This is a genomic window from Humibacter albus DSM 18994 (genome assembly GCF_000421825.1).
In the GTDB taxonomy this organism is placed as follows: Bacteria; Actinomycetota; Actinomycetes; order Actinomycetales; family Microbacteriaceae; genus Humibacter; species Humibacter albus.
In genome coordinates, this window is sequence record NZ_ATXT01000013.1 from 13547 (window position 1) to 34978 (window position 21432).

Consider the following 21432-nt stretch of genomic DNA (forward strand, 5'->3'; position numbering starts at 1 on the left):
TTCGCCTCCTTGAGCAGACCGCCGTGCGGCGACCTCGGCCGGGTCGCCGCAATCGCGCCGGGCCGCGGTGCGCTCGCCCGACCACGGGTATCGCACCACGACCTAGGCTGAGCGCATGTCGTTCCGTGCGCTCTACGTCGAACAGCAGGTTGAGAAGGGTGCTGTCGTGCGGCACGAGGCGCAATTGAGAACGCTCGACGACCGCGTGCTCGAGGAGGCGCCGGGCGACGTGGCGCATCACGAGGGCGCGGGCGATTCGGGTGCTGTCACGATCGATGTCGACTACTCGGCGCTCAACTACAAGGACGGTCTCGCACTCGCCGGGCGCCCAGGCGTGTTGCGACGCAGTCCCCTCATTCCGGGCATCGACGCCGTCGGCCGGGTGGAAGCATCCGCCGATCCGCGGTTCTCGCCGGGCGAGAGCGTCGTGCTGAACGGCGACGGGCTCGGCGAGAGCAGGAACGGCGGCCTCGCCGAGAAGGTGGTCGTGCGGGGTGAAGCGCTGGTACGCATCCCGGATGCCTTCAGCCCGCTTCACGCCGCCGCCATCGGCACCGCGGGCTTCACCGCCATGCTCGCCGTGCTGGCGCTCGAGCGGGGCGGGGTGTCGCCGGACTCCGGCGACGTGCTGGTGACCGGTGCTGCAGGCGGGGTCGGATCGGTGGCCGTGGCGGTGCTGGCGCGTCTCGGTTACCGGGTGACGGCATCCACCGGACGTGCCGAGAGCGAGGGCGACTATCTTCGCGAGCTCGGTGCCACTGCTCTGCTCAACCGGGCGGACTTCGCCGACGCGGGACGCCCGCTGCAGAAGGGGCGCTGGGCCGGCGCGATCGACGTCGTCGGCGGCGCGACGCTCGCGAACGTGATCGCGCAGGCCTCGTACGGCGCGACGGTCGCCGCGTGCGGCCTCGCAGGCGGGGCCGACCTGCCGACGACGGTCCTGCCGTTCATTCTGCGCGGTGTCACGCTGGCCGGCATCAACTCGGTGGAAGCACCGAGGACGCTGCGCGTCGAGGCGTGGTCGCGGCTGGCCTCCGACCTCGACGTGCACCTTCTCGACACGATGACGACCACGATCGGACTCGAGGATGCCCTGAGTGCCGCTGATCGCATCCTCGCCGGAGAGATCCGCGGGCGCACCGTCGTCGACGTGCGTCGCTGACCGCGCGTCTGTTCGTCCATCTGCGGCCCGCCAGCGCGGACTCGCGCGATTGCGCCGCGCCGCGGGGGCACGTCGCCCGTAGGCTGACCGCATGATCGTGATCGCGACACTGGTCGTGGCGCTCGCAGCGGTGCTGCACGTGCTGTTCTTCGTGTTCGAGAGCGTGTTGTGGTCGAGGCCCGGCGTCTGGAAACGGTTCGGCCTCGACGATCAGGCGTCGGCCGACACCACGAAGCCGATGGCCTACAACCAGGGCTTCTACAACCTGTTCCTGGCGATCGGTGCGCTCGTGGGCATCGTGGTCTATGGCATCGGCCAGCACGCCGTCGGCCTGACGCTCGTGTTCTTCACGCTCACGTGCATGGTGCTCGCGTCGGTGGTGCTGGTGAGCACCGGCGCACGCTACATCGGCGCGGCGCTGCTGCAGGGCATCCCGCCGCTGGTCGGCATCGTCCTGATCTTTCTGAGCGACCCGATCACGACATAAGCGCGCCAAGCCGCGACCGCTTCGGGCGCCGACGGCGATAATGTCGTGTCGTCGTGTATCGGGACACGGCAGGGGCGCGTCGGGGAGCGAGCATGCACGCAGCCGAGGCGGTGGTCGCGCTTCGCGAGGCTTTGGATCGGCGACGGTGGGACGAGGTCTCGAGGCTCTTCTTCAGGTTCTGGGGTTCTCTGCTCGAGTCCTCGATCGCCGACCTCGACCGGGTGCTTGCCGAGGTCCCGCCGCAGGTCAGCGACGCGGATCCGCGGTGGATCGCGATACGCAGCATCCGCTTCCGCCAGGTGTGGTCCGAGGTGGACATCGAGCTTCCGAGCTCGCCGGGCCCGCTTCCCGCTGCACACCGCGAGTTGATCGCGCTTGCGAGCGGGCCCGGTCTGAGCGAGGCGCTCGGCACGGCCATCGTCCTGATGGTCGCGCACCGGTTGCAGGGTGCGTTTCACCAGGCGATTCTCTTCTCCGACCTCGCAGAGACGCTGATCCGCGTAGGCAGCGTCACTCGGCCCGAGGAGATCAACGAACAGACTCCCGTGGCTCACCTGCAGATCGGCATCACCCGTCTGCTCGGGTCAGAACCCGAACAAGCCAGGTCCTCGTTCGTGGAGGCCGTGGCGACGTCCCCGATGTCGCAGCGGGCACACGTGCACGCGGATGCCGCGTCCAAGCTCGCCCTCATCGCCGCGCTCCTCGGCGATGTGACCGAGGCGGAGCACTGGCGGAACACGATCGCGGATCTCACCGATCACTCGGACTGGATCCGATCGCAGATCGGCTTGAGCCTGGCGATCGTCGATCTGATGCGAAGCATGGCGACCCTCGACGAGCCTGCGGCCGCTGAAGTGATGGGGGAGCTGGCTCGAAACGGCGGCCTGGACCACCAACGGCTCGCGCTCACACACGAACCCGGGTGGTCCTCGATCATCGAACATGTCAGAGCACGCTATGACCTGCTCTGGGGCGATCGTCGGGCGGCGCTCGCGAGACTGCGCCGGCACCGGCAGGCATTCGCGCGCTGGCTCCGGGAAGACATCCACACCCGCTTCCTCCTGGAGGCCGACGAAGTCGACCTGCTGCTGTCAGTCGGCGCGACAGAGCGGGCGAGCATGGTGTTGTCACACAGCCCGGACCATCCGCTGCTCGTCGCCGGCCGCGCCCGTCTCGAGCTGCTGACCGGGCGCCTGGAAGCAGCGGTCGGACGCGCCCGTCATGCTCTCGACGAAGGAATCGTGCCATCGGGACCCCAGCTGCAGCTTCTCGTCGTCCGCGCCGCGGCCCATCAGAGACTCGGCGATTTCGCGAGCGCGGAGGCCGCATTCGACCAGGCCGTCCGCACCGTACGCGTGACCAGGAACGCCCGGGGCCTGGTCGCCGTGTCCCGTTCCGATCTGTTGCGCGTCGCCGCACGATCGCGATCGAGTGAGCTCGAGCCGTTCCTGTCACGGCTGCCCGACGTGTACCCGACAAGTCTCGACCTGATCCGGCTGAGCACGATGGAGAAGCGAGTGCTGGTGGGCCTGGCGGACGGCAAAGCGCCGGCGGTGCTCGCCCAGCAGTTCTTCCTTTCGGCGAACACGGTGAAGAGCCACGTGCATCGGCTCTATCGCAAGCTCGGGGTCACGAGCCGCGCCGACGCCATCGGCCGAGCGACCGAACTCGGACTGATCGACGCCTCTCCGGTGGAGCGCCGATTCGACGCGGGTTAGCGCACCGGAGTCCCTGTTCCGATCGACTTGCTCACCGGGCAACCGCGCGGCCGTGCTCGGCGACCGAGCTTGACGCATTGAGGTCGGGCCCCGCCGAGTTTCCCGCGGATGGCGCCACGGGATCGACGGTCATCTCACCTCCTGTCGACGGTGATCTCGTCTGCGGCGCGCGGCCGTCACCCGAAATCGATGGATTCCGCCTGGCGGTGCACCCCGATTCATCCTCTGTAACCCGTGGGTGATCCAAGGATGTCCGTGTGCGCTATTGCGTTGATTTCCTGCGGATCGGGGCTCGGGCGAACGGTGCACCCTCGAGTCTCGGACCGACCGGGCTACCCCCCTAATGCGGGGTGTCACGCGGTCCCGTCTGTCTTCGAAGCTGCCAGATGCAGGAGCGGGGAGGGTGAGTCCGCCATGTTCGCGCGACTGCCGTCCATCGTGGGGGAAGGAAGCGCATGAGCGCGCGTGGCAATGCTCGGCAGTATCGATCGGTGATCGAGCGCCTGTGGATCAGGCCGGTTCGGCTGATCTCGGGCACTCTGGCCGTGCTGGCCCTCGTCGCGGGCGGTGTGCTCACGTTCGGGGAACCTGCGTTCGCGGCCGGAGCATCCGTTTCCATCTCGCCGTCGGCGACAACCGTGCAGAGCAACGTGTCGGTGACCGACACGCTGACCGTGTCGTGCAGCACGACCGGTGGCTGCACCGACACGGTCGTCAGTTTTCCGAGCACCGCGATCACCGGCGACGGTCCCGTGAGCGACTTCGCGTCCTGGATCACGCAGGGCACCTGTCCGAGCATGACCGCGACCGGGGGAGTCGTGTCGTTCGGCTACGGCACCATTCCAACCGGAACCTCCCAGTGCGCGTTCACCGTGCGTGCGCCGGAATACACGACGCTGAACGGTGCACAGGCGACGATCACTCCGACGCTGACCAGCAGCAACTCGGCCAGCAGCACAGGCGATCCCGTCGTACTGACGGTGACGGCCGGGCACAACGACAGCCTGCAGAAGTCAGCACCCGCCCGGGCGCTGACCGGCGGAAGCTTCGCCTTCTCACTCTCCTTCTTGTGCGGTGCGAACGCCGACTATGTCGGCGACATCGGGTTGTCGGCCCTCCATATCTCGGACCCGCTTCCGGCGAACTTCACCTACACCGGGTACACCCTGCGCAACGGGCTGCACGGAACCATCACACCGCCGGCCGTCGGAACGAGCGGCGGCACGTTCAGCTATGACGGCGACGGCTCCGACTGCGCCGACCCGCCGCTCAACGTCAGCAACGCGATAGTGATCACGGTGCAGGGAACGGCGTCGACCGCGGGCGTGGCGGATACCGTGGGAGACACCGTCTGCAACAGCGCGTCGTCCACCTTCACATACCTCGACGGAGTGGCCGACAGCTCCTCGGCCGGACCGGCCTGCACCACCGTGACGGACATCCAGACGACCGCGACCAAGAGTGCACTCACGAGCACGATCGGCAACGCGGGACAGTATGTCTTCTCCGGAGACAACCGCACGTATCCGTACACCTATCCGGGCGACTGGGATGCATCGGGATCGCCGTCCGAATTCGATCTCGCTGTGAAGACCGTCCCGGCGACGGTGAACGCCGGCATCAGCTACGACCTCAGCGATCCGTTGCCGTGCCTCGACGACGTGTCGGGCGGAGTGGCCGCGAGCAATGAGCCCGGCACCGCGTGCGCCCAGCCCGGGTTCGTCCCGGTGCTGATCACCGCGAGCGGCTTCACGCCGACGACCGGCGATGCCATCACGCTCCTCTACGCAGACGGCACGACCGGCACCGTGGCCTACACGGCAGGCACCGGCTGGAGCATCCCGGCCTCTCCCGTGGTCTCCGAGATCGACATCCCGGCCTTCATGGAGGAGGGGAACAACTCCGCGGCCACCATGACCTTCCGCGTGAAGGGCTATGCGTCGTCGAGCGTCAGCCCGGACACACTGCTCGGCAACACGCTGACTTCGGTGCCGTACCAGTCGGGCGGGTCCTCACCGGTCTCCGACCCCATCACGAGCACGGCCTCGCTCCTCGTCGTCGATCCGCAGTCTCCGAGCGGCACCATCGTGTATCCGGGACTCAGCAGCCGGTACAGCGGGGCGTGCGTGGAGACGGTCTCGCTGAACAATCCGTCGAACTCGTCGCTGACCGACCGTATCGAGATCGCGAGTGCGCCGTCGCAAGCGATCTATGTCGACTACCTGGCGCCGAAGGGTGCGACCGGCTTCGCCGGCACGAGCATGGCGTTCACGCTCAAGGGCAACAACGGGCACACCTACACTTCATCGGTGGTCACGCCGACGCAGCAGGCCGACTACAACGGCACGGGACGCACCCTCCTGAGCTGGGCCATTCCGTCGGGTCTCGCACAGGTTCCCGGCAACTACGAGCTTCGCGGCGGAAACGCCATCAGCGTCTCGCTCGAGGCCGGATGCGCGGGGACCTACCAGAACGATGTCACCGTCGGTTACGGCGGACCGATCACGATGTGCTACTTCGACAACTACTCGTCGGCGCACGTGCAGGTCGCACCCATGGCTCCGACCGCGGATGACCAGCTGGACACGAACGGAACGCCGATCGCCGGCAACTACTGCGGCTACTCCGCGCCGTTGAAGGTGACGCCCGTCAACCCCGCCTTCAGCGTGGACAAGACCGTGCAGGGAAACCTCGATGCGACGGCCATCGGATCAGGTGGTGTGGGCGACGTGAGCCCGACGGGGGGCACGGCGACCTACACGGTGACCTTCACGAACACCGGGCAGTCGAACCTGCACGACCCGGTGATGTACGACCTGCTGCCGCGCGTGGGCGACACGGAGGCGACCTCGACGACGCCGCGCGGGTCGCAATTCGCCGTCTCTCTCTCCGACGTGGCCGTCTTGCCGTCGGGGGTCACCGTGGCGTACTCGACCGCGGCAAATCCCTGCCGGCCCGAGGTGCTGGCCTCCGACCCGGGATGCGTGGACGACTGGTCGACCACCGCCCCGTCGCCCATCGCGAACACGACGGCGCTGAGGATCATGTACTCCGGCGAGATCGGAGTCAGTGGTTCGAGCGCGCCGAACACGTTCAGCGTCTCCTATGACGTCACGACACCGAGCGCCGCGCAGGGAGCGAAGGCCTGGAACAGCGTCGGCACGAACGTCTATGCCGGGGACGACATGCTCGGCGCCGCCGAGTCATCGCTCACCGGACTGCAGACGGCGCAATCGCAGCCGCAGATCGTGAAGTCGGCGAGCACGGCGAGCATCTCCGGCGCCGGGGACGCGATCACCTACACGTTCGAGGTGACGAACAACACGGCGGTCCCGCTCACCGGAGTGCACGTCACCGATGCGTTCACCGACGCCGCCGCGGGCGATGTCCCGCCGGATGCCACCTGCGTGTCGCTGTCGAATCCGGCCGCAGCCTGCTCCGGTGCGAGCACATCGCTCGCTCCCGGCCAGGTGGCCGAGTTCACGGCGACGTATCGGGCTCGCCAGGCGGACCTCGATCACGGTGTCATCAAGGACCAGGCGACGGTGACCAGTCAACCTCCGACCGGCGGCGCCCTGGTGAACCTGTCGAACGAGGTCGCCGTGAACGTCGCGATCGCCAACTCGCTCACGCTCGACAAGACCGTGCAACCGAAGACGGTGGATGCCGCCGGTGACGCCGTGACCTACACCTTCACGGTGAAGAACACCGGAAACCAGACGCTGCACGGTCTGAACATCGACGACGAGTCGTTCAGCGGCACCGGGCAACTCGGAGCGATCAGCTGCGACGACACCACGCTGTTTCCCAGCGACCAGACCACGTGCCACGCCGACTACGCGGTCACCCAGGGCGACATCGACGCCGGAACGGTCACCAACACGGCACGCGCTGTCGCGCTCGACCCGTCGGACGGCTCCATCATCTCCGCGCCGTCGGACGCCACTGTGACGGTCGAGCAGCATCCCGCGCTGACGTTGACCAAGTCGGCTTCGCCGGCGACAGTGGGCGAAGCGGGGGACGATGTGACCTTCGACTTCCTCGTCGAGAACACCGGCAACGTCACTCTCGGCGGAGTGGGAATCGATGAGGGCGCGTTCACCGGCTCGGCAGCACTCTCGAGCATCGTGTGTCCGACCGATCGACTGGCACCGACCGCAGACATGACCTGCACGGCCACGTACACGGTGACCCAGGATGATGTCGACGCGGGCGTCATCACGAACACGGCGACAGCGATCGGAACCGCCCCGGGTGCGCAGCCGCAGTCGGTGGTCTCCCCGGCCTCGACAGCCTCGGTCGCGATCGTGCAGAGCGCCCTGCTGACGCTCCACACCACCACCGATGTCCACACGGTCACCGGCGTCGGGCAGCGGGTGGTCTACACCTTCCACATCGTCAACAAGGGCAATGTCACTGTCCACGGTGTGGCCGTGCAGACGAAGGCGTACACCGCCAACGGAACGCTCTCCGCGATCCAGTGCCCCAGCGGTGCATCCTCACTCGCGCCTGGTGCCGCGGTGGACTGCACCGCGACCTACACGGTGACGGGCTCCGACCTGCGCTTGCCCTCGTTCGATGACACGGCCGTCGCGACCGGTACCGCGGCATCCGCTCCGGTGGCGTCCAACAGCGACACCGTCAAGGTGGAGATCGATGCGCCAGCGACACCGGCCGTCGGCCTGGCCGACACAGGGTCCGCGCTGGTCGCGCCGGCTTCTGCCGCCGGCGGCATCGCACTGCTCGGCGTCGCCATCGTGCTGATGCGCCGTCGACGCCGGAATGCGGAGGAGTGATCGTCGGCCTGCGACCGCACTGCTGAGCGCAGCGCTGGTCGCGGGCCTCGCTCTCCTGTCGCTCGGCGCATGCTCGTCGCCGCGCACGAACTCTCCGCACACGGCGACGCCGACCGCGGCGCACGCAACCACGCGGACCACTGCCGTGGCGATACCGAGCTCGGTGCCGAACGATCCATCAGCCCGCAAAGACGTCGCGCTCACATCGTGCTCGCCGGCGAAGAACGGGTGGCGCGCGGGCGGAACGGTGCACAACCAGTCGTCCCAGGAACGCGCGTACCGCATCACGGTGTTCTTCACGTCGAAGAGCGCCACCGTGCTGGGCGCGGCGCAGACCGAGTTGGACGTGCCGGGAGGAGCGACGCGCGCGTGGAAGGCATCCGGCGCCTCCAGGCCGGCGGTCCCGACGATGTGCGTGCTCTCCGGGGTCGGCTGAGCGCGCCCGGCCGGCTCGTCTGAGGGGCGGCTCGCCTCGACGTCGCCTCGGCTCGCCTTACCGCCGAGTACGCCTAGCGGCGGCCTGCGGCGAAGTACGCGTTCGCGGTCGGCACGTACATCAGGATGATCGCGAGCAGCACGATGGCGACAGAGATCGCGCTGCCGACGCCGGTGCCCGCGTTGCTCGTGTTCTGCGCCCACTGCACGATCGTGCTCGCGATGGACAGCGCCCCCAGAATGGTGAGCACCACCCGAGCCCAGTTGCGTCCGGCGCGCATGCGGCTGACGATGATCAGCTCGATGATCGCGATGATGAACACGAAGATCGCGAGCGTCAGGATGATCGCTCCCGCCGCTGCCCCGCCGAGGCCCGCGGCGACCGCACCGATGGTCAGCGCGAAGATACCGATGACGAGCGCGAAGATCGCGCCGAGGAGCGAGATGATCGCTCCGATCAGCCAGATGACGTACGCGGCCGTGACCGCGCCCGGCCGTCTCACGGGTGCTGCAGTGCTCATATCGAATCCCCCTCGCAGAACGGGCGCACCCGAAGCGCCCCGATCGTGTCGCCCGAGTCGTATCAGCGTTCCGACGAGAACCGGCGTGACACGCGCGAGCCTACTCGCCGCGCGGCTCCGGGCACGGTGGCCGAGCCGATCTCACCCGCGCCGGTCGAGTCCGTCCCGGCCCGCTACGCCTACCATGGGCGCATGCCGGCCGGGGGAGACGAGCGCGTCGACGACGCACGCACGGCGAGCGAGCCCGCGCTCGACGTGCGCAGGGATGATGCCGGTGACGTCGTTCTCCCCGCCGCGGCCGCCGATGCTCCCGTACCGGCCGCCGATGCTTTCGCCCGCGACGCCGGGGTTTCCGCCCGCGTCCCCGGTGCTCCCGTAGTGGCCGCCGACGCGACCGGCGAGCCTCTCAAGCGTCCAGCACGCCGCATTCGGTTCCGCGTCAGCAGGCTCATCGACTACGCGTGCTTTCTGCTCGCCCTGCTGGCGGCGATCTGGCTCGCCTGGCTGCTGGCATCCGAGAGCTTCAGCTGGGGCTGGTGGCTGATCCTCTTCTTCGTGCTGTTCTGGGCACTGCTCGCCTACCTGGTGCTCCCGCGGTTGCACACGATCCTGACGCGCATCTACGTGCCGAACTACTTCATCGGGCGCGCCCGCACGAGCGATGGCCTGCTCGGCGACCCGATCAATCTCGCGGTCCTGGGAAGCCAGGCGCAGCTCGAGTCGGCCATGGCGGATGCCGGTTGGACGCCCGCTGATCCGGTCACGTTCCGCTCGAGCTGGCGCATCGTGTCGAGTACCGTGCTGCGCCGCAGCTACGACGAGGCGCCGGTGAGCCCGCTGCTGCTGTTCGGGCGCCAGCAGGACTTCGCGTTCCAGCAGGAAGTGCGCGGAAACCCGGCGAAGCGACATCATGTGCGCTTCTGGCGCTGCCCCTCCGATTGGCGCCTGCCGGGCGGCGCGCGCGCGGACTGGCTGGGTGCGGCCACGTTCGACCGCCGCGTCGGTCTCTCGTTGTTCACCATGCAGGTCACGCACAAGATCGACGCGAACACCGACATCGAGCGCAATCACGTCGTCGACACGGTGAAGGAGTCGGATGCCGCGGTGCGGCTCGGCGTGATCGAAGACTTCTCGACGGGCTACCACGCCCGCAACGGCGGTGGCGACTCGATCATCACCGACGGCGACCTGCCGATCGTCGACCTCACGGGCGTCGCGCCGAAGCCGAAGTTCACGGCCGATGCCGACGTCGTCGAGGCTGCCGCGGATCGCCGGCCCGCCTCGATCGGCCTCGGCGCGGGGCTCCTCGCCCTGCGCGCGATCGCCGGAATCGTCTACGTCACCGCGATCTCGCTGCACTGGACAGCCAACCTGAAGTCGGTCTCTGCCGAGCTCACCGGTCTTCCCGCGTCGGTGATCCGCAGCCTCGCGGTCGGGATCGCGGTCACGTCGCTCGTCGTCGTGATCATCGGCCTGCTCGTGCAGATCGGGCTCATCACCCTGATGTTCCGCGGCAGCAACTGGGCGCGGCTGTTCGCCATGACGATCAGCGCGATCTCCGTGCTCGCCGCGGCCGTCGACTATTTCAACGGCGGGCCGCAGGTGAATCTGCGTGCGGATCTGCTGGGTCTGCCGCTGGACATCCTGGTGCTCTTCGCGCTGTCGTCGCCGAGCGCGAGCGCGTGGACCCGGCGCATCAGGTACCTGCGCTTCGAGCGTCGTTGGGCGAAGCGGCATCCGAACGCGGCGGCGTGAGCGGCCCGGACGCGCCGATGAGAGCGCGCTGATCGGAACGCGCTGATCGGAATGGGCTGATCGGAATGGGCTTATCAGGGCGCGCTGATCATCAGAGCGCTGGTCTCTTTCAGATCGCGCTGATCGTCCAGCCCGCGGTGGTGGACTCGCCGGGCTGCAGCACGATGAGATCCGTGCCCGAGTTGAACGCCGCAGGCGGGCAGGTCATCGGCTCCACGGCGAGGCCGAGACGGCTCTGCGATGGATCCGGCTGGTCCGCGGTGTGCACCTGCACCCACGGGCAGGCGGTGTCCCACCGCATGGAGACACCCCGACCGTCGGTGGCGAGGAGCTCGACGGATGCCACGCCCCCGGCATCCCTCGACAGCGCCGTGAACGCGTGATCGATGAACACGTCGCCGATGACGCGCGGTGTGCGGAAGTCGAACGCGCCCGCCTGCTCGGTGGAGACATCCTCGAGCGAGACCGGCACCAGGCGGTCGGGCGTGACGGTCAGCACCTGCGCTGCCGGCAGCGTGAGCGTCCAGTCGTCCGCGTGGCCGGCGCCGGCCACCAGGTAGGGGTGCGGGCCGGTTCCGAACGGTGCGTCATTCGCTCCTGTGTTGCGGGCGGTCACGGCGGTGTACAGGCCCTCGTCGCCCAAGCGGAACAGCACGGTGAGGTCGAGACGGTGCGGATATCCCTGCTGCGCCTGGACGGTCGTGGCCAACTCCACGAAGTCGTCGCCGCGGTCGCGCACCGAGAAGTCCTGCCACGCCACCAGGCCGTGCAGCGCGTTGCCCCTGGCGTGCTCGTTGATCGGCACCAGCTGCTCGACGCCGTCGAACGTGTAGCGGCCGTCGACGATGCGGTTCGGCCACGGGGCGAGTGTGACGCCCCGGTAATTCGGTCGTACCTCGTCGGCTTCGAACGGCAGCACGAGGTCTCGGCCGTCGTAGGTCAGGGAGCGCAGCGACGCCCCGACGCTCGCGATCGTGGCGCTGTAGGCGCCGTGGGCGAGTTCGATCTGGTTTCCGGAGAGGGGAATGCTCACCGCTCCATTCTGCCGGACGTGCCGAAAGCGCTTCCTCGCTGAAGTCCCGCACAGGTGGCGCCGGGCTGAGAGGAGGTTCACGCCCCGTACGCCCCCAGACGGGAGAACGTCCAGAATGCCGGGCTGGTCTGGGCTTTGACGGTCGGCACAAGCGCGACCGAGGCGGATCGGGGGCGTCATGACGAGCATCGGAGTCGGTTCGGTCCACCTCGAGCGAGTGGAGCCGCACCGCACACCGCGAGCGGGCACGGCGCCCTCCACGTTCGCCTCGGCGTCGGCACTGGGCTTCGTCGCGTTCCTCATCTCGATGCTCGGCTCGTGGATCCCGTCGTTCTGGGGTGACGAGGCCGCCACCGTCATGTCCGCCCAGCGTTCGCTGCCGTCGCTCGTGACCGAACTGGGCAGCGTCGACGCCGTGCACGGCACGTATTACGCGCTGATGCACGTGTGGATCGACATCTTCGGGGCGAGCCCGCTCGCCAGCCGGTTCCCGAGCGCGCTCGCCGTCGGGGTCGCTGCGGCAGGCATCGTCGTCCTCGTCAGTCGTCGCGGCGGTCTGCGGCTCGCGGTGCTCGCGGCCGCCGTGTTCGCGGTGCTGCCGCGCACCACCTACATGGGCATCGAGGCGAGGTCGTACGCGCTCGGCACGGCGTGCGCCGTGTGGCTCGCCGCGCTGTTCCTGCGGCTCGTCGAGCGTCGTGTCGCGCGCTGGGCGTCGTGGTCGGGCTTCGCCGTGGCGTTCGCCGCCTGCATCTACGTCTTTCTCTACCTCGTTCTGCTCGCACTGACCTTTGCAGCCGTTCTGCTGTGGATGTCTCGCTCACACCTCCGCGAGAGACTGCGCGCGCTCCTGCACCGCCGGCCCGCGTCGCCGATGGCGGTGGCTGACCGCGCGATCTGGGCGCGCTGGCTCGTCGCTTCCGTCGTCGGCGTCGTTCTCGCGTCGCCGCTCGTCGTGGTCGCGTACTCCGAGCGCCGGCAGATCGCGTTCCTGGGTCGTCGTCCTGACATCGATCCCTATTCCTTCTTCGTGACGCAGTGGTTCGACAAGGACTGGGCTCTTGCGATCGTGGCGTGGGCCATGCTGCTCGGACTGATCGCGGCGGGTGTCATGGCGCTCGTGCGTCGTGCGCGCGGCACGGAGCGGACGCTCTCCAGCCAGCGTGCGATGCTCCTCGCCCTCGCCGCCGCTTGGCTTGCTCTGCCGCCGTTGGCGCTGCTGGCGGTGAACGCCGTGACTCCCGCTTACACGGTGCGCTACATGTCGTTCGCGACGCCGGCACTCGCGGTGCTGCTGGCGGTCGCGATCGACGGCGCGGCGCGGTGGGGCGGAGAGCGCTGGGCCGCGGCTTCGAGTCCACGCCAGGGTGACGACCTCGGGACGCGCGCGCGGATGAGCGAGGGCCTTCGTCGCGTCGCGTTCCTGTGGCACGCGCACACGGCCGCCTGGCGAGCAGGGTCGATCGCCTCCGTCATGGCGGTCGCGCTCATCGCGACGATCGCCGCGCCCGGGTATGTCGCGCAACGCGGGCCGTACGCCATGAACGGCGGAAGCGACTGGGCCGAGATCGCGGCCGTCATCCAGCAGCATTCGCGGCCGGGCGACGACATCGTGTTCGATGAGACGACCCGGCCCTCGCGTCGGCCGCGTCTGGCGATGCACCTGTATCCCGCCCAGTTCGCGAACGTCGTCGACGCCACGCTCACGGTGCCGTACACCGACCGAGCGGGACTGTGGGACGCGACCGAGAGCATCCCTGCCGCCGCCCACCATCTGCGTTCAGGCGACGGGCGGGTCTGGCTCGTGGAATACCGCGGCGTCGACAAAGAGGGCGTGGTGAGCTCGAACGGCCTTCACGAGCGTATGGCCGAGTTGCGCACACTGGGCTTCTCGCTCAGCACGAGCTACGCCCTGCACAGGGATGTGGTCTACCTTTTCAAGGAAGGAGCAGCGTCGTGAACGTGGCCGTCATCATCCCGACCTACAACGAGGCGGAGAACGTCGCCTGGATCGTGGGTCGCGTCAGGAACGCGGTGCCGGAGGCAACCGTGCTCGTCGTCGACGACGCTTCGCCGGACGGAACGGGTGACATCGCAGACTCCCTTTCCGCCGCCGACGACCGGGTGCACGTGCTGCACCGCCGCGGCAAGGAAGGCCTCGGCGCCGCTTACCGCGACGGCATGCGCTGGGCGCTGAGCAACGGTCACGACGTTGTCGTGGAGATGGATGCCGACGGCTCGCACAGTCCGGAGCAGCTCCCGCGCCTGCTCGACGGTCTGAGCACCGCCGACGTGGTGCTCGGCTCGCGCTGGGTGCCCGGCGGCGACGTGGTCGGCTGGCCGTTCTGGCGGCGCACGCTGTCGCGCGGCGGCAGCGGCTACACGCGCTTCGCGCTCGGCCTGCCGGTGCGCGACATCACCGGCGGCTATCGCGTCTTCACCGCCGACGCGCTCGCCCGCATCGATCTTGATGCGGTGCTCAGCCAGGGCTATTGCTTTCAGATCGACATGTTGTGGCGCGCGCGTGTGGCGGGCCTGCGCATTCGCGAGGTGCCGATCACGTTCGCGGAGCGGGAACGCGGTCGCTCCAAGATGTCGGGCGCCATCGTCGCCGAGGCGATGCTGCGCGTGACCGGATGGGCCGTGGCATCGGTGCCCACTCGGTTGCGCCGACTGTTCACGAAGGAGCCGACGACCGCGCAGTCGCGATCCTGAGCGCTGCCCGTCGTCTGAGCACGCCTATTGCCCGCACGTCCGGCTAAGACGCTGAGAATGTCGTCGCCGCGCGATGGCGCGGCGACGTCGAGGCACGCCGGGCATCGACGGCCTCGGGCACGCGGCGTATGTTGCGAAGGGCGGCGCATCCACGCGCCGGCAGGCAGGAGGGCATCGTGGCCGAAGACCCGTACGAGCGGTTCGGAGCCGTTCCGTCGTTCAGCGTGACCAGCGAGGATGTCGCGGACGGGCATCCCATCGTCTCCTTGCACCGCGCCAGCGGGGGCAACACGTCACCGCAGTTGTCGTGGAGCGGCTTTCCGGCCGAGACGAAGAGCTTCGCGGTGACCATCCACGACCCGGATGCCCCGACCGGCTCGGGCTTCTGGCACTGGGCGGTCTATGACATTCCGCCGTCGGTGACGTCGCTCGAACAGGGTGCGGGCAGCGGCGGGGCGCTTCCCACCGGCGCCGTTCAGCTGAAGAACGAGCTGCGCCAGGTGGGGTTCACCGGCGCCGAGCCGCCGGAGGGCACCGGAGTACACCGCTATTACGTGGTGGTGCACGCCGTGGATGTCGACACTCTCGACCTCGACGCCGAGTCGACTCCGGCGGTGCTCGGCTTCAACCTGCACTTCCATACGCTGGCGCGCGCGGTCATGGTGCCGACCGCGTCGTACGCGGACGAGGTCTAAGGGGACGAGCCCCGAAGGGCGTGTGTGCGCGGGGACATCTCCGCCATCGCCGGGTAGGTTCGACAGGGTGAACACGACCCACGTACGCACGCACCGCAGCGACGAAGATCTTCCCCGCGCCGAGCAACTCGCCTGGAAGATCGCGGAGGTGGCGGCCGATCAGGTCGAGGTCGCCGACGAGGTCGCCGACATGGTGGTCAACCGGGTGATCGACAACGCGGCGGTCGCGGCGGCGTCGCTGCTCAGGCATCCCGTGGCGGCGGCGCGTTCGCAGGCGCTCGCGCATCCGGTTTCCGTGGGCGGTAGCGGGTCGAGCGTGTTCGGTACGGATGCCGCCCGCCGCGTGAGCGTCGAGTGGGCGGCCTGGGCGAACGGCGTGGCCGTGCGCGAGCTGGACTACCACGACACGTTCCTGGCGGCGGAGTACTCGCACCCGGGTGACAACATCCCGCCGGTGCTCGCCGTGGCGCAGCATCTCGGCACCGAGCGCGAACTCACCGGCCGCGACGTGGTGCGGGGCATCGCGACGGGTTACGAGATCCAGATCGACCTGGCCAGGGCGATCAGCCTGCACGCCCACAAGATCGACCACGTCGCACACCTCGGTCCGTCCGCGTCCGCCGGCATCGGCACGCTTCTCGGGCTGGATGCCGACACCATCTTCCAGTCGATCGGCCAGGCCCTGCACACCACGACCGCGACCCGACAGTCGCGCAAGGGCGAGATCTCCAGCTGGAAGGCGTTCGCTCCTGCGTTCGCCGGCAAGATGGCGATCGAGTCGGTGGACCGCGCCATGCGCGGAGAGACCAGTCCCACCCCGATCTACGAGGGGGAGGATGGTGTGATCGCGTGGTTGCTGGACGGGCCCGACGCGGTGTACGACGTGACGCTGCCCGACCTCGGGGAGCCGAAGCGCGCCATCCTCGACTCCTTCACCAAGGAGCACTCGGCCGAGTACCAGGCCCAGGCCTGGATCGACCTGGCGCGCAAGCTGCACAACGACTACCCGCTCATCTTCGACGACCAGGAACGCGTCGCGAGCATCGTGCTGCACACCTCTCACCACACGCACTTCGTGATCGGCTCGGGCGCGAACGACCCGCAGAAGTACGATCCGAGCGCGTCGCGCGAGACGCTCGACCACTCGATTCCGTACATCTTCACCGTCGCCCTGCAGGACGGCGCGTGGGATCACGTCGAGTCCTACTCGCCCGAGCGTGCCTCGCGCGAGGACACCGTCGCACTGTGGCGCAAGGTCAGCACGCAGGAGGACGAAGAGTGGACGCGCCGTTACCACTCCCTCGACCCGCAGGAGCAGGCGTTCGGCGGCCGCGTGGAGATCACGTTCGCCGACGGCTCGAAGATCGTCGAGGAGATCGCGGTAGCGGATGCCCACCCGCTCGGCGCACGCCCGTTCGGTCGCGAGGACTACGTGAACAAGTTCCGCACGCTGGCGGCGGACGCACTGGAGGCATCCGAGATCGAACGGTTCCTGGATGTCGCGCAGCGGCTCCCCGAACTCACCGCCGAGGAGCTGCCCGGGCTGAGCTTCAGCGCTCGCCACGGGCTCCTCGCGTCGGTCGAGAGTCCTCGCGGCCTGTTCTGACGACTGCTCCCTGAGCGAGTGCAGAGGCCAGGGATTGCCTATTCCGTGCTGATCAACCGCACGCGCTCGGCGATCTCGGTCTCCTTCGGGGACTCGCTCGGGGCATCCGCGAGCTTGCGCTCCGGCTCGATCATGTGTGCGTCGAAGAAGGCGGCGAGCTCCGCGCGTGCGCTCAGGGGCAGCACGGCGGCGACGTACTGATCGGGTCGCACGACGACGATCGCGCCCTCGGCACTGATGCCGCGGTCGCGGAAGACGTCGCGGCCGTGCCCTGAGGCGAACACCTGGTTGATGTCGTGCAGGCCGTACGGCACCTTGCTGGGCGTGAACGCGGCCGGCACGTCGGCCGGCTCCACGAGTGTGTAGTCCTGCTGGTAGATCACCTTCGTGTCGAACACGGCGTCGTCGTCACCACCGGCGGGCGTGTACCGCACTCGCGGTGACGCGGGGTCGTTCGCCCACCACCGCGCGAACTCGGCGGTCGGGGTCTTCTCGATGGCCGGTGCCGCGGCATCCGCGAACACGTAGAGGCGCCAGCGGCCGTCGGCCTCGTGGAAGTGTCCGAGGTGACGCCACCGGTTGTCGGCGCGGCGGATCACCTCGGCGGACTTGAAGCGCTTGCCCACCGGGAAGCCGATCGCGAGATCCTGGTGCTCGGTGCCGGCGGTGATCAGTGACGGGGTGTACTCGGTCATGAAGCCCGCGGGAAACTCCATCGTGCGCACATAGTAGTTCTCGAGCTCGGCGGGGTCGTCCCACTCGTCGACGGGCTTCGCCATCAGCGACGACCACTCCTTGTCGAAGTCGATGAGGTCTTGTGCGACGACCTTCCGCTCGGCGGCGTAGGTGTCGAGCAGTTCTTCCGGTGCGCGCCCCTCGAGCACGGCGGCCAGCTTCCAGCCCAGGTTGAAGCCGTCCTGAATGGAGACGTTCATGCCCTGGCCGGCCTTCGCGGAGTGGGTGTGACAGGCATCCCCCATGATGAAGGCGTGCGGATGCCTCGTGCCGGTCTCCGCGTCGGGCACGTCGTCGAAGCCGTCGGTGATGCGATGCGCCACCTCGTACACCGACCACCAGGTGACGGCCTTCACGTCCAGCGAGTACGGGTGCAGGATGCGGTTCGCCTTTGCGATCATCGCCTCCACCGGAGTGGCGCGCACGGCGCCGCCGTCGGACTCGTCGACGTCGCCGAGATCGACGTACATGCGCACCAGATATCCGCCCTCACGAGGGATGAGCAGGATGTTGCCCGCTTCGTGCGACTGGATCGAGCACTTGACCTGGATGTCGGGAAAGTCCGTGTTCGACAGGATGTCCATGACGCCCCAGGCGTGCATCGACGCTTCCCCGCTCAACCGGTGCCCGAGCGAGGCCCGCACGCTGCTGTGCGCGCCGTCGCCGCCGACCAAGTACTTCGCGTGGATCGTGCGCTCCTCGCCGGAACGCGGGCCGGCGCAGTAGCGGATGCGCGCGGAGACCGGATAGGCGGCATCCGGATCGATCGTGCAGTCGAGGAACTCGACGCCGTAGTCGGGGACGATGCGCCCGGGCGCGCGCTCGGCGTCGCGCAGGAAGTAGTCGAGGATTCGCGACTGGTTGACGTAGATGTGCGGGAACTCGCTGATGCCTGTCGCATCGTCGGGGGCACGCGAAGCGCGCACGATGCGGCTCGGGTCGTCGGGGCTCGGCTTCCAGAAGCACATCTCGACGTTGCGGTACGCCTCGTCGATGACCTCGTTCGCGAAGCCGAATGCCTGGAATGTCTCCACGGAACGCGCCTGGATGCCGTCGGCCTGGCCGACCTCGAGCCGTCCCGGGCGCTTCTCGATCGCGCGCGCGTCGATGGACGGGAAGCGCGACAGCTGCGCCATCACCACAGCCGCGGCAGGACCGGTGCCCACGATCAGGACATCGACCTCATCCGGGATGTCCGTGGGCCGCGCAACGCCGTGCCCTGCGGCCGGCTTCACCCGGGGGTCGCCCGACTCATAGCCGCGGAGATGGATCTGCACTGTCGTTCCTCCTTGAACGAGTCGGTCTTGAGCGATCCGGTGTCATGAAAACGCGCGTCGATGCTCACAGGTGTCTCGATAATTGAAACACGACTCTAAATATCGATACAATCCTAAACCAGAGGACGTGGTTCGCAAGAACGGTGGGAGAACGATGGCGGCGTCGAACGGTGCGGTGTCCGGGTCGCAGACGCTCGCGCGGGGCCTCAGCGCACTGAAGCTGATCGGTGAAGCGTCGACGTCGTTGACGGTTTCCGAGCTGGGGGCCGCTCTGGGCATCCATCGGTCTATGGCGTATCGGCTGGTACGCACCCTGGAGGAGCACGGGTTCGTGACGAGAACGGCATCCGGCGCGCTCGAACTGGGGGTGCAGCTGGCTTCCCTGGCGCGGAATGTGGCACGCGATCTGCAGGCGGCCGCCGCGCCGGCGCTCGCCGCGGTCGCGAACGAGCTCGGCATGACGGCGTTCCTGGTGGGGTACGACGGCGAGGCAGCGGTGACACTGTCGACTGCGGAGCCCGATGGGCCGGACGCGACGGTCGCGCAACGTCCCGGCAGCCGTCACGCGATCGACCGGGGTGCGCCGGGGCGGGTGATCCGGTCGCAGCTGGATCCGGTGTCGCATCCGCCGAAGGCCTTCGAGCTGAGCCACGACGAGATCATCGCGGGACTGTCGTCGGTGGCCGTGCCGCTGCGCACGCACGACCGGCGGCCGGCGTCGCTCGCCGTCGTGTACATCACGCGGGAGCGGGATCTCGACGCCATCGCGCGGTGCCTCACCGCCGCTGCAGCGAGGGTGGAGAGGGCGCTCGGCTGACGCGCTGTCTGAGTGCTGTCTGCGTTCGGCCTTGTGCGCCGTGTTCTGCGGGCGCCTCTCGTAGGCTGCGTCCGCGCGCTGCCTCCTCGCGCGTTGCGCTTCGCGTGCTGCCTCCTTGTGCGCTGCGCTTCGCGTGCTGCCCCTCGCGCGCTGCGCTTCGCGTGCGGCCTCCTCGCGCATAGCCGTTCGCGCGCCGCCCCCTTGTGCGCCGCCCCTCGCGCATAGCCATGCGCGCCCCCTCCTTGTGTGCCGCCCCCTTGTGCGCCGCCCCCTTTGTGCGCCGTCGCCTGTGCACAATTCAGGCTCCGACGAGTGCGTGGTCGGCAGGGCCGCCGTCACCACACAGGTCGGGGCTCGTCCGCCCACACGCCGGAGCCGGAGTTGTGCGCACGGAGCAGAGCGCGCATCCTCGGGCAATGACAGACTGGCGTGACCGGAGCAAAGGAGCGCCATGAGCGAGCAGAACACGCAGAGCCCAGTCGAAATCCGCAAGGGCCTCGCCGGAGTGGTCGTCGACACGACCGCGATCTCGAGCGTGAACCCCGAGACGAATTCGCTGTTGTACCGCGGGTATCCGGTGCAGGAGCTGGCGGCGAAGTGTTCGTTCGAAGAGGTCGCCTACCTGCTCTGGAACGGCGAGCTTCCCGGCGATGACGAGCTCGAGGCCTTCGAAGCGCTGGAGCGCGCGCAGCGCGCGCTGGCACCGAACGTGCGTGCGGCGATCGACGGCATCCCGACCTCGGCGCATCCGATGGATGTGCTGCGCACCGCGGTCAGCGTGATCGGAGCCGATGACCCGGAGGGGGAGTTCGGTGCGCTGGCCGACCCGTTCGAGGTCGTGTACCCGAAGGCGTTGCACCTCATGGCGCAGCTGCCTGCGATCGTCGCGTACGACCAGCGCCGTCGCCACGGGCTGCCGCTGGTCGAGCCGCGCGACGACCTGGACTACGCGAGCAACTTTCTGCACATGACGTTCGGGGAGGTGCCCGACGACGTCGTGGTCGACGCGTTCCGCGTCTCGCTGGTGCTCTACGCGGAGCACTCGTTCAACGCGTCGACGTTCACAGCGCGAGTGATCGCATCCACGCTCTCGGATGTCTACAGCGCCATCACCGGCGCCATCGGTGCGCTGAAGGGCCCGCTTCACGGCGGCGCGAACGAGGCCGTCATGGTGGAGTTCGACGAGATCGGCACCGCCGACAAGGCCGAGCAGTGGCTCGACGACGCGCTGGCGAGCAAGCGCAAGATCATGGGATTCGGACACCGCGTGTACAAGAACGGCGACTCGCGCGTGCCGACGATGCGGGCATCCCTGGGCGCGCTCGTCGAGCACTACGACCGGCCCGAGGTGCTCGAGCTCTACACGGCGCTGGAACAGGCGATGGATGCCCGCAAAGGCATCAAGCCGAACCTCGACTACCCGAGCGGTCCGGCCTACAACCTGATGGGCTTCGACACCGAGACGTTCACGCCGCTGTTCGCGGCCGCGCGCGTGACCGGATGGACCGCGCACGTGATCGAACAGCTCAGCGCGAATGCTCTGATCCGGCCGCTGTCGGTGTACGGCGGTCCCGCGGAGCGGCATCTGTCGTAGTCGTCGTCGGGGACGCAGGCCCATTCGAACGGACATTGCGCGACCTGAACCGAGGTGGCGGCGCTGCGGACGCTCGGTTTGTCGCC

Annotated in this window: 15 protein-coding genes; 12 read left to right on the forward strand and 3 right to left on the reverse strand. The window is 68.6% G+C overall.

Going from position 1 to position 21432, the window contains the following annotated elements:
- The first annotated feature begins 115 nt into the window (after nt 1-115).
- The 5 genes from H623_RS0104855 to H623_RS21660 all read left to right on the forward strand — a co-directional run bounded on the left by H623_RS0104855 (nt 116) and on the right by H623_RS21660 (nt 8599).
- A complete protein-coding gene (locus H623_RS0104855; RefSeq protein ID WP_022899822.1) occupies nt 116-1162 on the forward strand; it encodes an MDR family oxidoreductase in 1047 nt (348 codons plus the stop codon).
- A 91-nt stretch (nt 1163-1253) separates the two neighbouring features.
- Nucleotides 1254-1649 (forward strand): DUF1304 domain-containing protein, encoded by a 396-nt coding sequence (locus tag H623_RS0104860; RefSeq protein WP_022899823.1) that lies wholly within the window; start codon nt 1254-1256, stop codon nt 1647-1649.
- A 92-nt stretch (nt 1650-1741) separates the two neighbouring features.
- Nucleotides 1742-3367 carry a helix-turn-helix transcriptional regulator gene (locus H623_RS0104865; protein WP_022899824.1) on the forward strand — a complete coding sequence of 542 codons (1626 nt, stop codon included), beginning with the start codon at nt 1742-1744 and terminating at the stop codon, nt 3365-3367.
- A gap of 455 nt (nt 3368-3822) precedes the next feature.
- Complete coding sequence (locus H623_RS0104870; protein ID WP_022899825.1) at nt 3823-8163, forward strand: DUF7507 domain-containing protein; 4341 nt, start codon at nt 3823-3825, stop codon at nt 8161-8163.
- Nucleotides 8164-8308: 145 nt separating this feature from the next.
- Nucleotides 8309-8599: a hypothetical protein gene (locus H623_RS21660; protein ID WP_157560882.1), complete on the forward strand. Its 291-nt coding sequence runs from the start codon at nt 8309-8311 to the stop codon at nt 8597-8599.
- A 73-nt stretch (nt 8600-8672) separates the two neighbouring features.
- Here the strand turns inward: H623_RS21660 and H623_RS0104880 are convergent, their stop codons facing one another.
- Nucleotides 8673-9119, reverse strand: coding sequence for a hypothetical protein (locus H623_RS0104880; RefSeq protein ID WP_033371352.1), 447 nt, complete (start codon nt 9117-9119; stop codon nt 8673-8675).
- Between the two features lie 192 nt (nt 9120-9311).
- On the opposite strand from H623_RS0104880, the gene H623_RS17845 reads away from it, so the two are divergent.
- Nucleotides 9312-10874, forward strand: coding sequence for an LssY C-terminal domain-containing protein (locus tag H623_RS17845; RefSeq protein WP_084485732.1), 1563 nt, complete (start codon nt 9312-9314; stop codon nt 10872-10874).
- A 109-nt stretch (nt 10875-10983) separates the two neighbouring features.
- Here H623_RS17845 and H623_RS0104895 read toward each other — a convergent pair whose 3' ends face one another.
- A complete protein-coding gene (locus H623_RS0104895) occupies nt 10984-11907 on the reverse strand; it encodes an aldose 1-epimerase family protein (protein WP_022899829.1) in 924 nt (307 codons plus the stop codon).
- Nucleotides 11908-12085: 178 nt separating this feature from the next.
- Here H623_RS0104895 and H623_RS17850 point away from each other — a divergent pair, with 178 nt between their 5' ends.
- The 4 genes from H623_RS17850 (at nt 12086) to H623_RS0104915 (ending at nt 16923) form a co-directional block, all read left to right on the forward strand.
- Entirely contained in the window at nt 12086-13867 is a 1782-nt protein-coding gene (locus H623_RS17850; RefSeq protein WP_022899830.1) for a glycosyltransferase family 39 protein, read from the forward strand.
- Nucleotides 13864-14622 carry a polyprenol monophosphomannose synthase gene (locus H623_RS0104905; protein ID WP_022899831.1) on the forward strand — a complete coding sequence of 253 codons (759 nt, stop codon included), beginning with the start codon at nt 13864-13866 and terminating at the stop codon, nt 14620-14622. Before H623_RS17850 ends, H623_RS0104905 begins: the two co-directional genes overlap by 4 nt.
- Nucleotides 14623-14798: 176 nt before the next feature.
- Nucleotides 14799-15317, forward strand: coding sequence for a YbhB/YbcL family Raf kinase inhibitor-like protein (locus H623_RS0104910; RefSeq protein ID WP_026939927.1), 519 nt, complete (start codon nt 14799-14801; stop codon nt 15315-15317).
- Nucleotides 15318-15384: 67 nt separating this feature from the next.
- Nucleotides 15385-16923 (forward strand): MmgE/PrpD family protein, encoded by a 1539-nt coding sequence (locus H623_RS0104915; RefSeq protein ID WP_022899833.1) that lies wholly within the window; start codon nt 15385-15387, stop codon nt 16921-16923.
- 38 nt (nt 16924-16961) lie between these two features.
- Here H623_RS0104915 and H623_RS17855 read toward each other — a convergent pair whose 3' ends face one another.
- Nucleotides 16962-18935, reverse strand: coding sequence for an FAD-dependent monooxygenase (locus tag H623_RS17855; protein ID WP_022899834.1), 1974 nt, complete (start codon nt 18933-18935; stop codon nt 16962-16964).
- A 127-nt stretch (nt 18936-19062) separates the two neighbouring features.
- Here H623_RS17855 and H623_RS17860 point away from each other — a divergent pair, with 127 nt between their 5' ends.
- Entirely contained in the window at nt 19063-19752 is a 690-nt protein-coding gene (locus H623_RS17860) for an IclR family transcriptional regulator (RefSeq protein WP_022899835.1), read from the forward strand.
- 451 nt (nt 19753-20203) lie between these two features.
- Nucleotides 20204-21346, forward strand: a complete 1143-nt coding sequence (locus H623_RS0104930) for a bifunctional 2-methylcitrate synthase/citrate synthase (protein WP_022899836.1) — start codon at nt 20204-20206, stop codon at nt 21344-21346.
- Nucleotides 21347-21432: the final 86 nt, after the last annotated feature.

What these genes read in the sequence shown, in the direction of transcription:
- H623_RS0104855 (WP_022899822.1), top strand. Translation starts at nt 116, where the DNA reads ATGTCGTTCCGTGCGCTCTACGTCGAACAGCAGGTTGAGAAGGGTGCT.
- H623_RS0104860 (WP_022899823.1), top strand. Translation starts at nt 1,254, where the DNA reads ATGATCGTGATCGCGACACTGGTCGTGGCGCTCGCAGCGGTGCTGCAC.
- H623_RS0104865 (WP_022899824.1), top strand. Translation starts at nt 1,742, where the DNA reads ATGCACGCAGCCGAGGCGGTGGTCGCGCTTCGCGAGGCTTTGGATCGG.
- H623_RS0104870 (WP_022899825.1), top strand. Translation starts at nt 3,823, where the DNA reads ATGAGCGCGCGTGGCAATGCTCGGCAGTATCGATCGGTGATCGAGCGC.
- H623_RS0104880 (WP_033371352.1), bottom strand. Translation starts at nt 9,119, where the DNA reads ATGAGCACTGCAGCACCCGTGAGACGGCCGGGCGCGGTCACGGCCGCG.
- H623_RS17845 (WP_084485732.1), top strand. Translation starts at nt 9,312, where the DNA reads ATGCCGGCCGGGGGAGACGAGCGCGTCGACGACGCACGCACGGCGAGC.
- H623_RS17850 (WP_022899830.1), top strand. Translation starts at nt 12,086, where the DNA reads ATGACGAGCATCGGAGTCGGTTCGGTCCACCTCGAGCGAGTGGAGCCG.
- H623_RS0104930 (WP_022899836.1), top strand. Translation starts at nt 20,204, where the DNA reads ATGAGCGAGCAGAACACGCAGAGCCCAGTCGAAATCCGCAAGGGCCTC.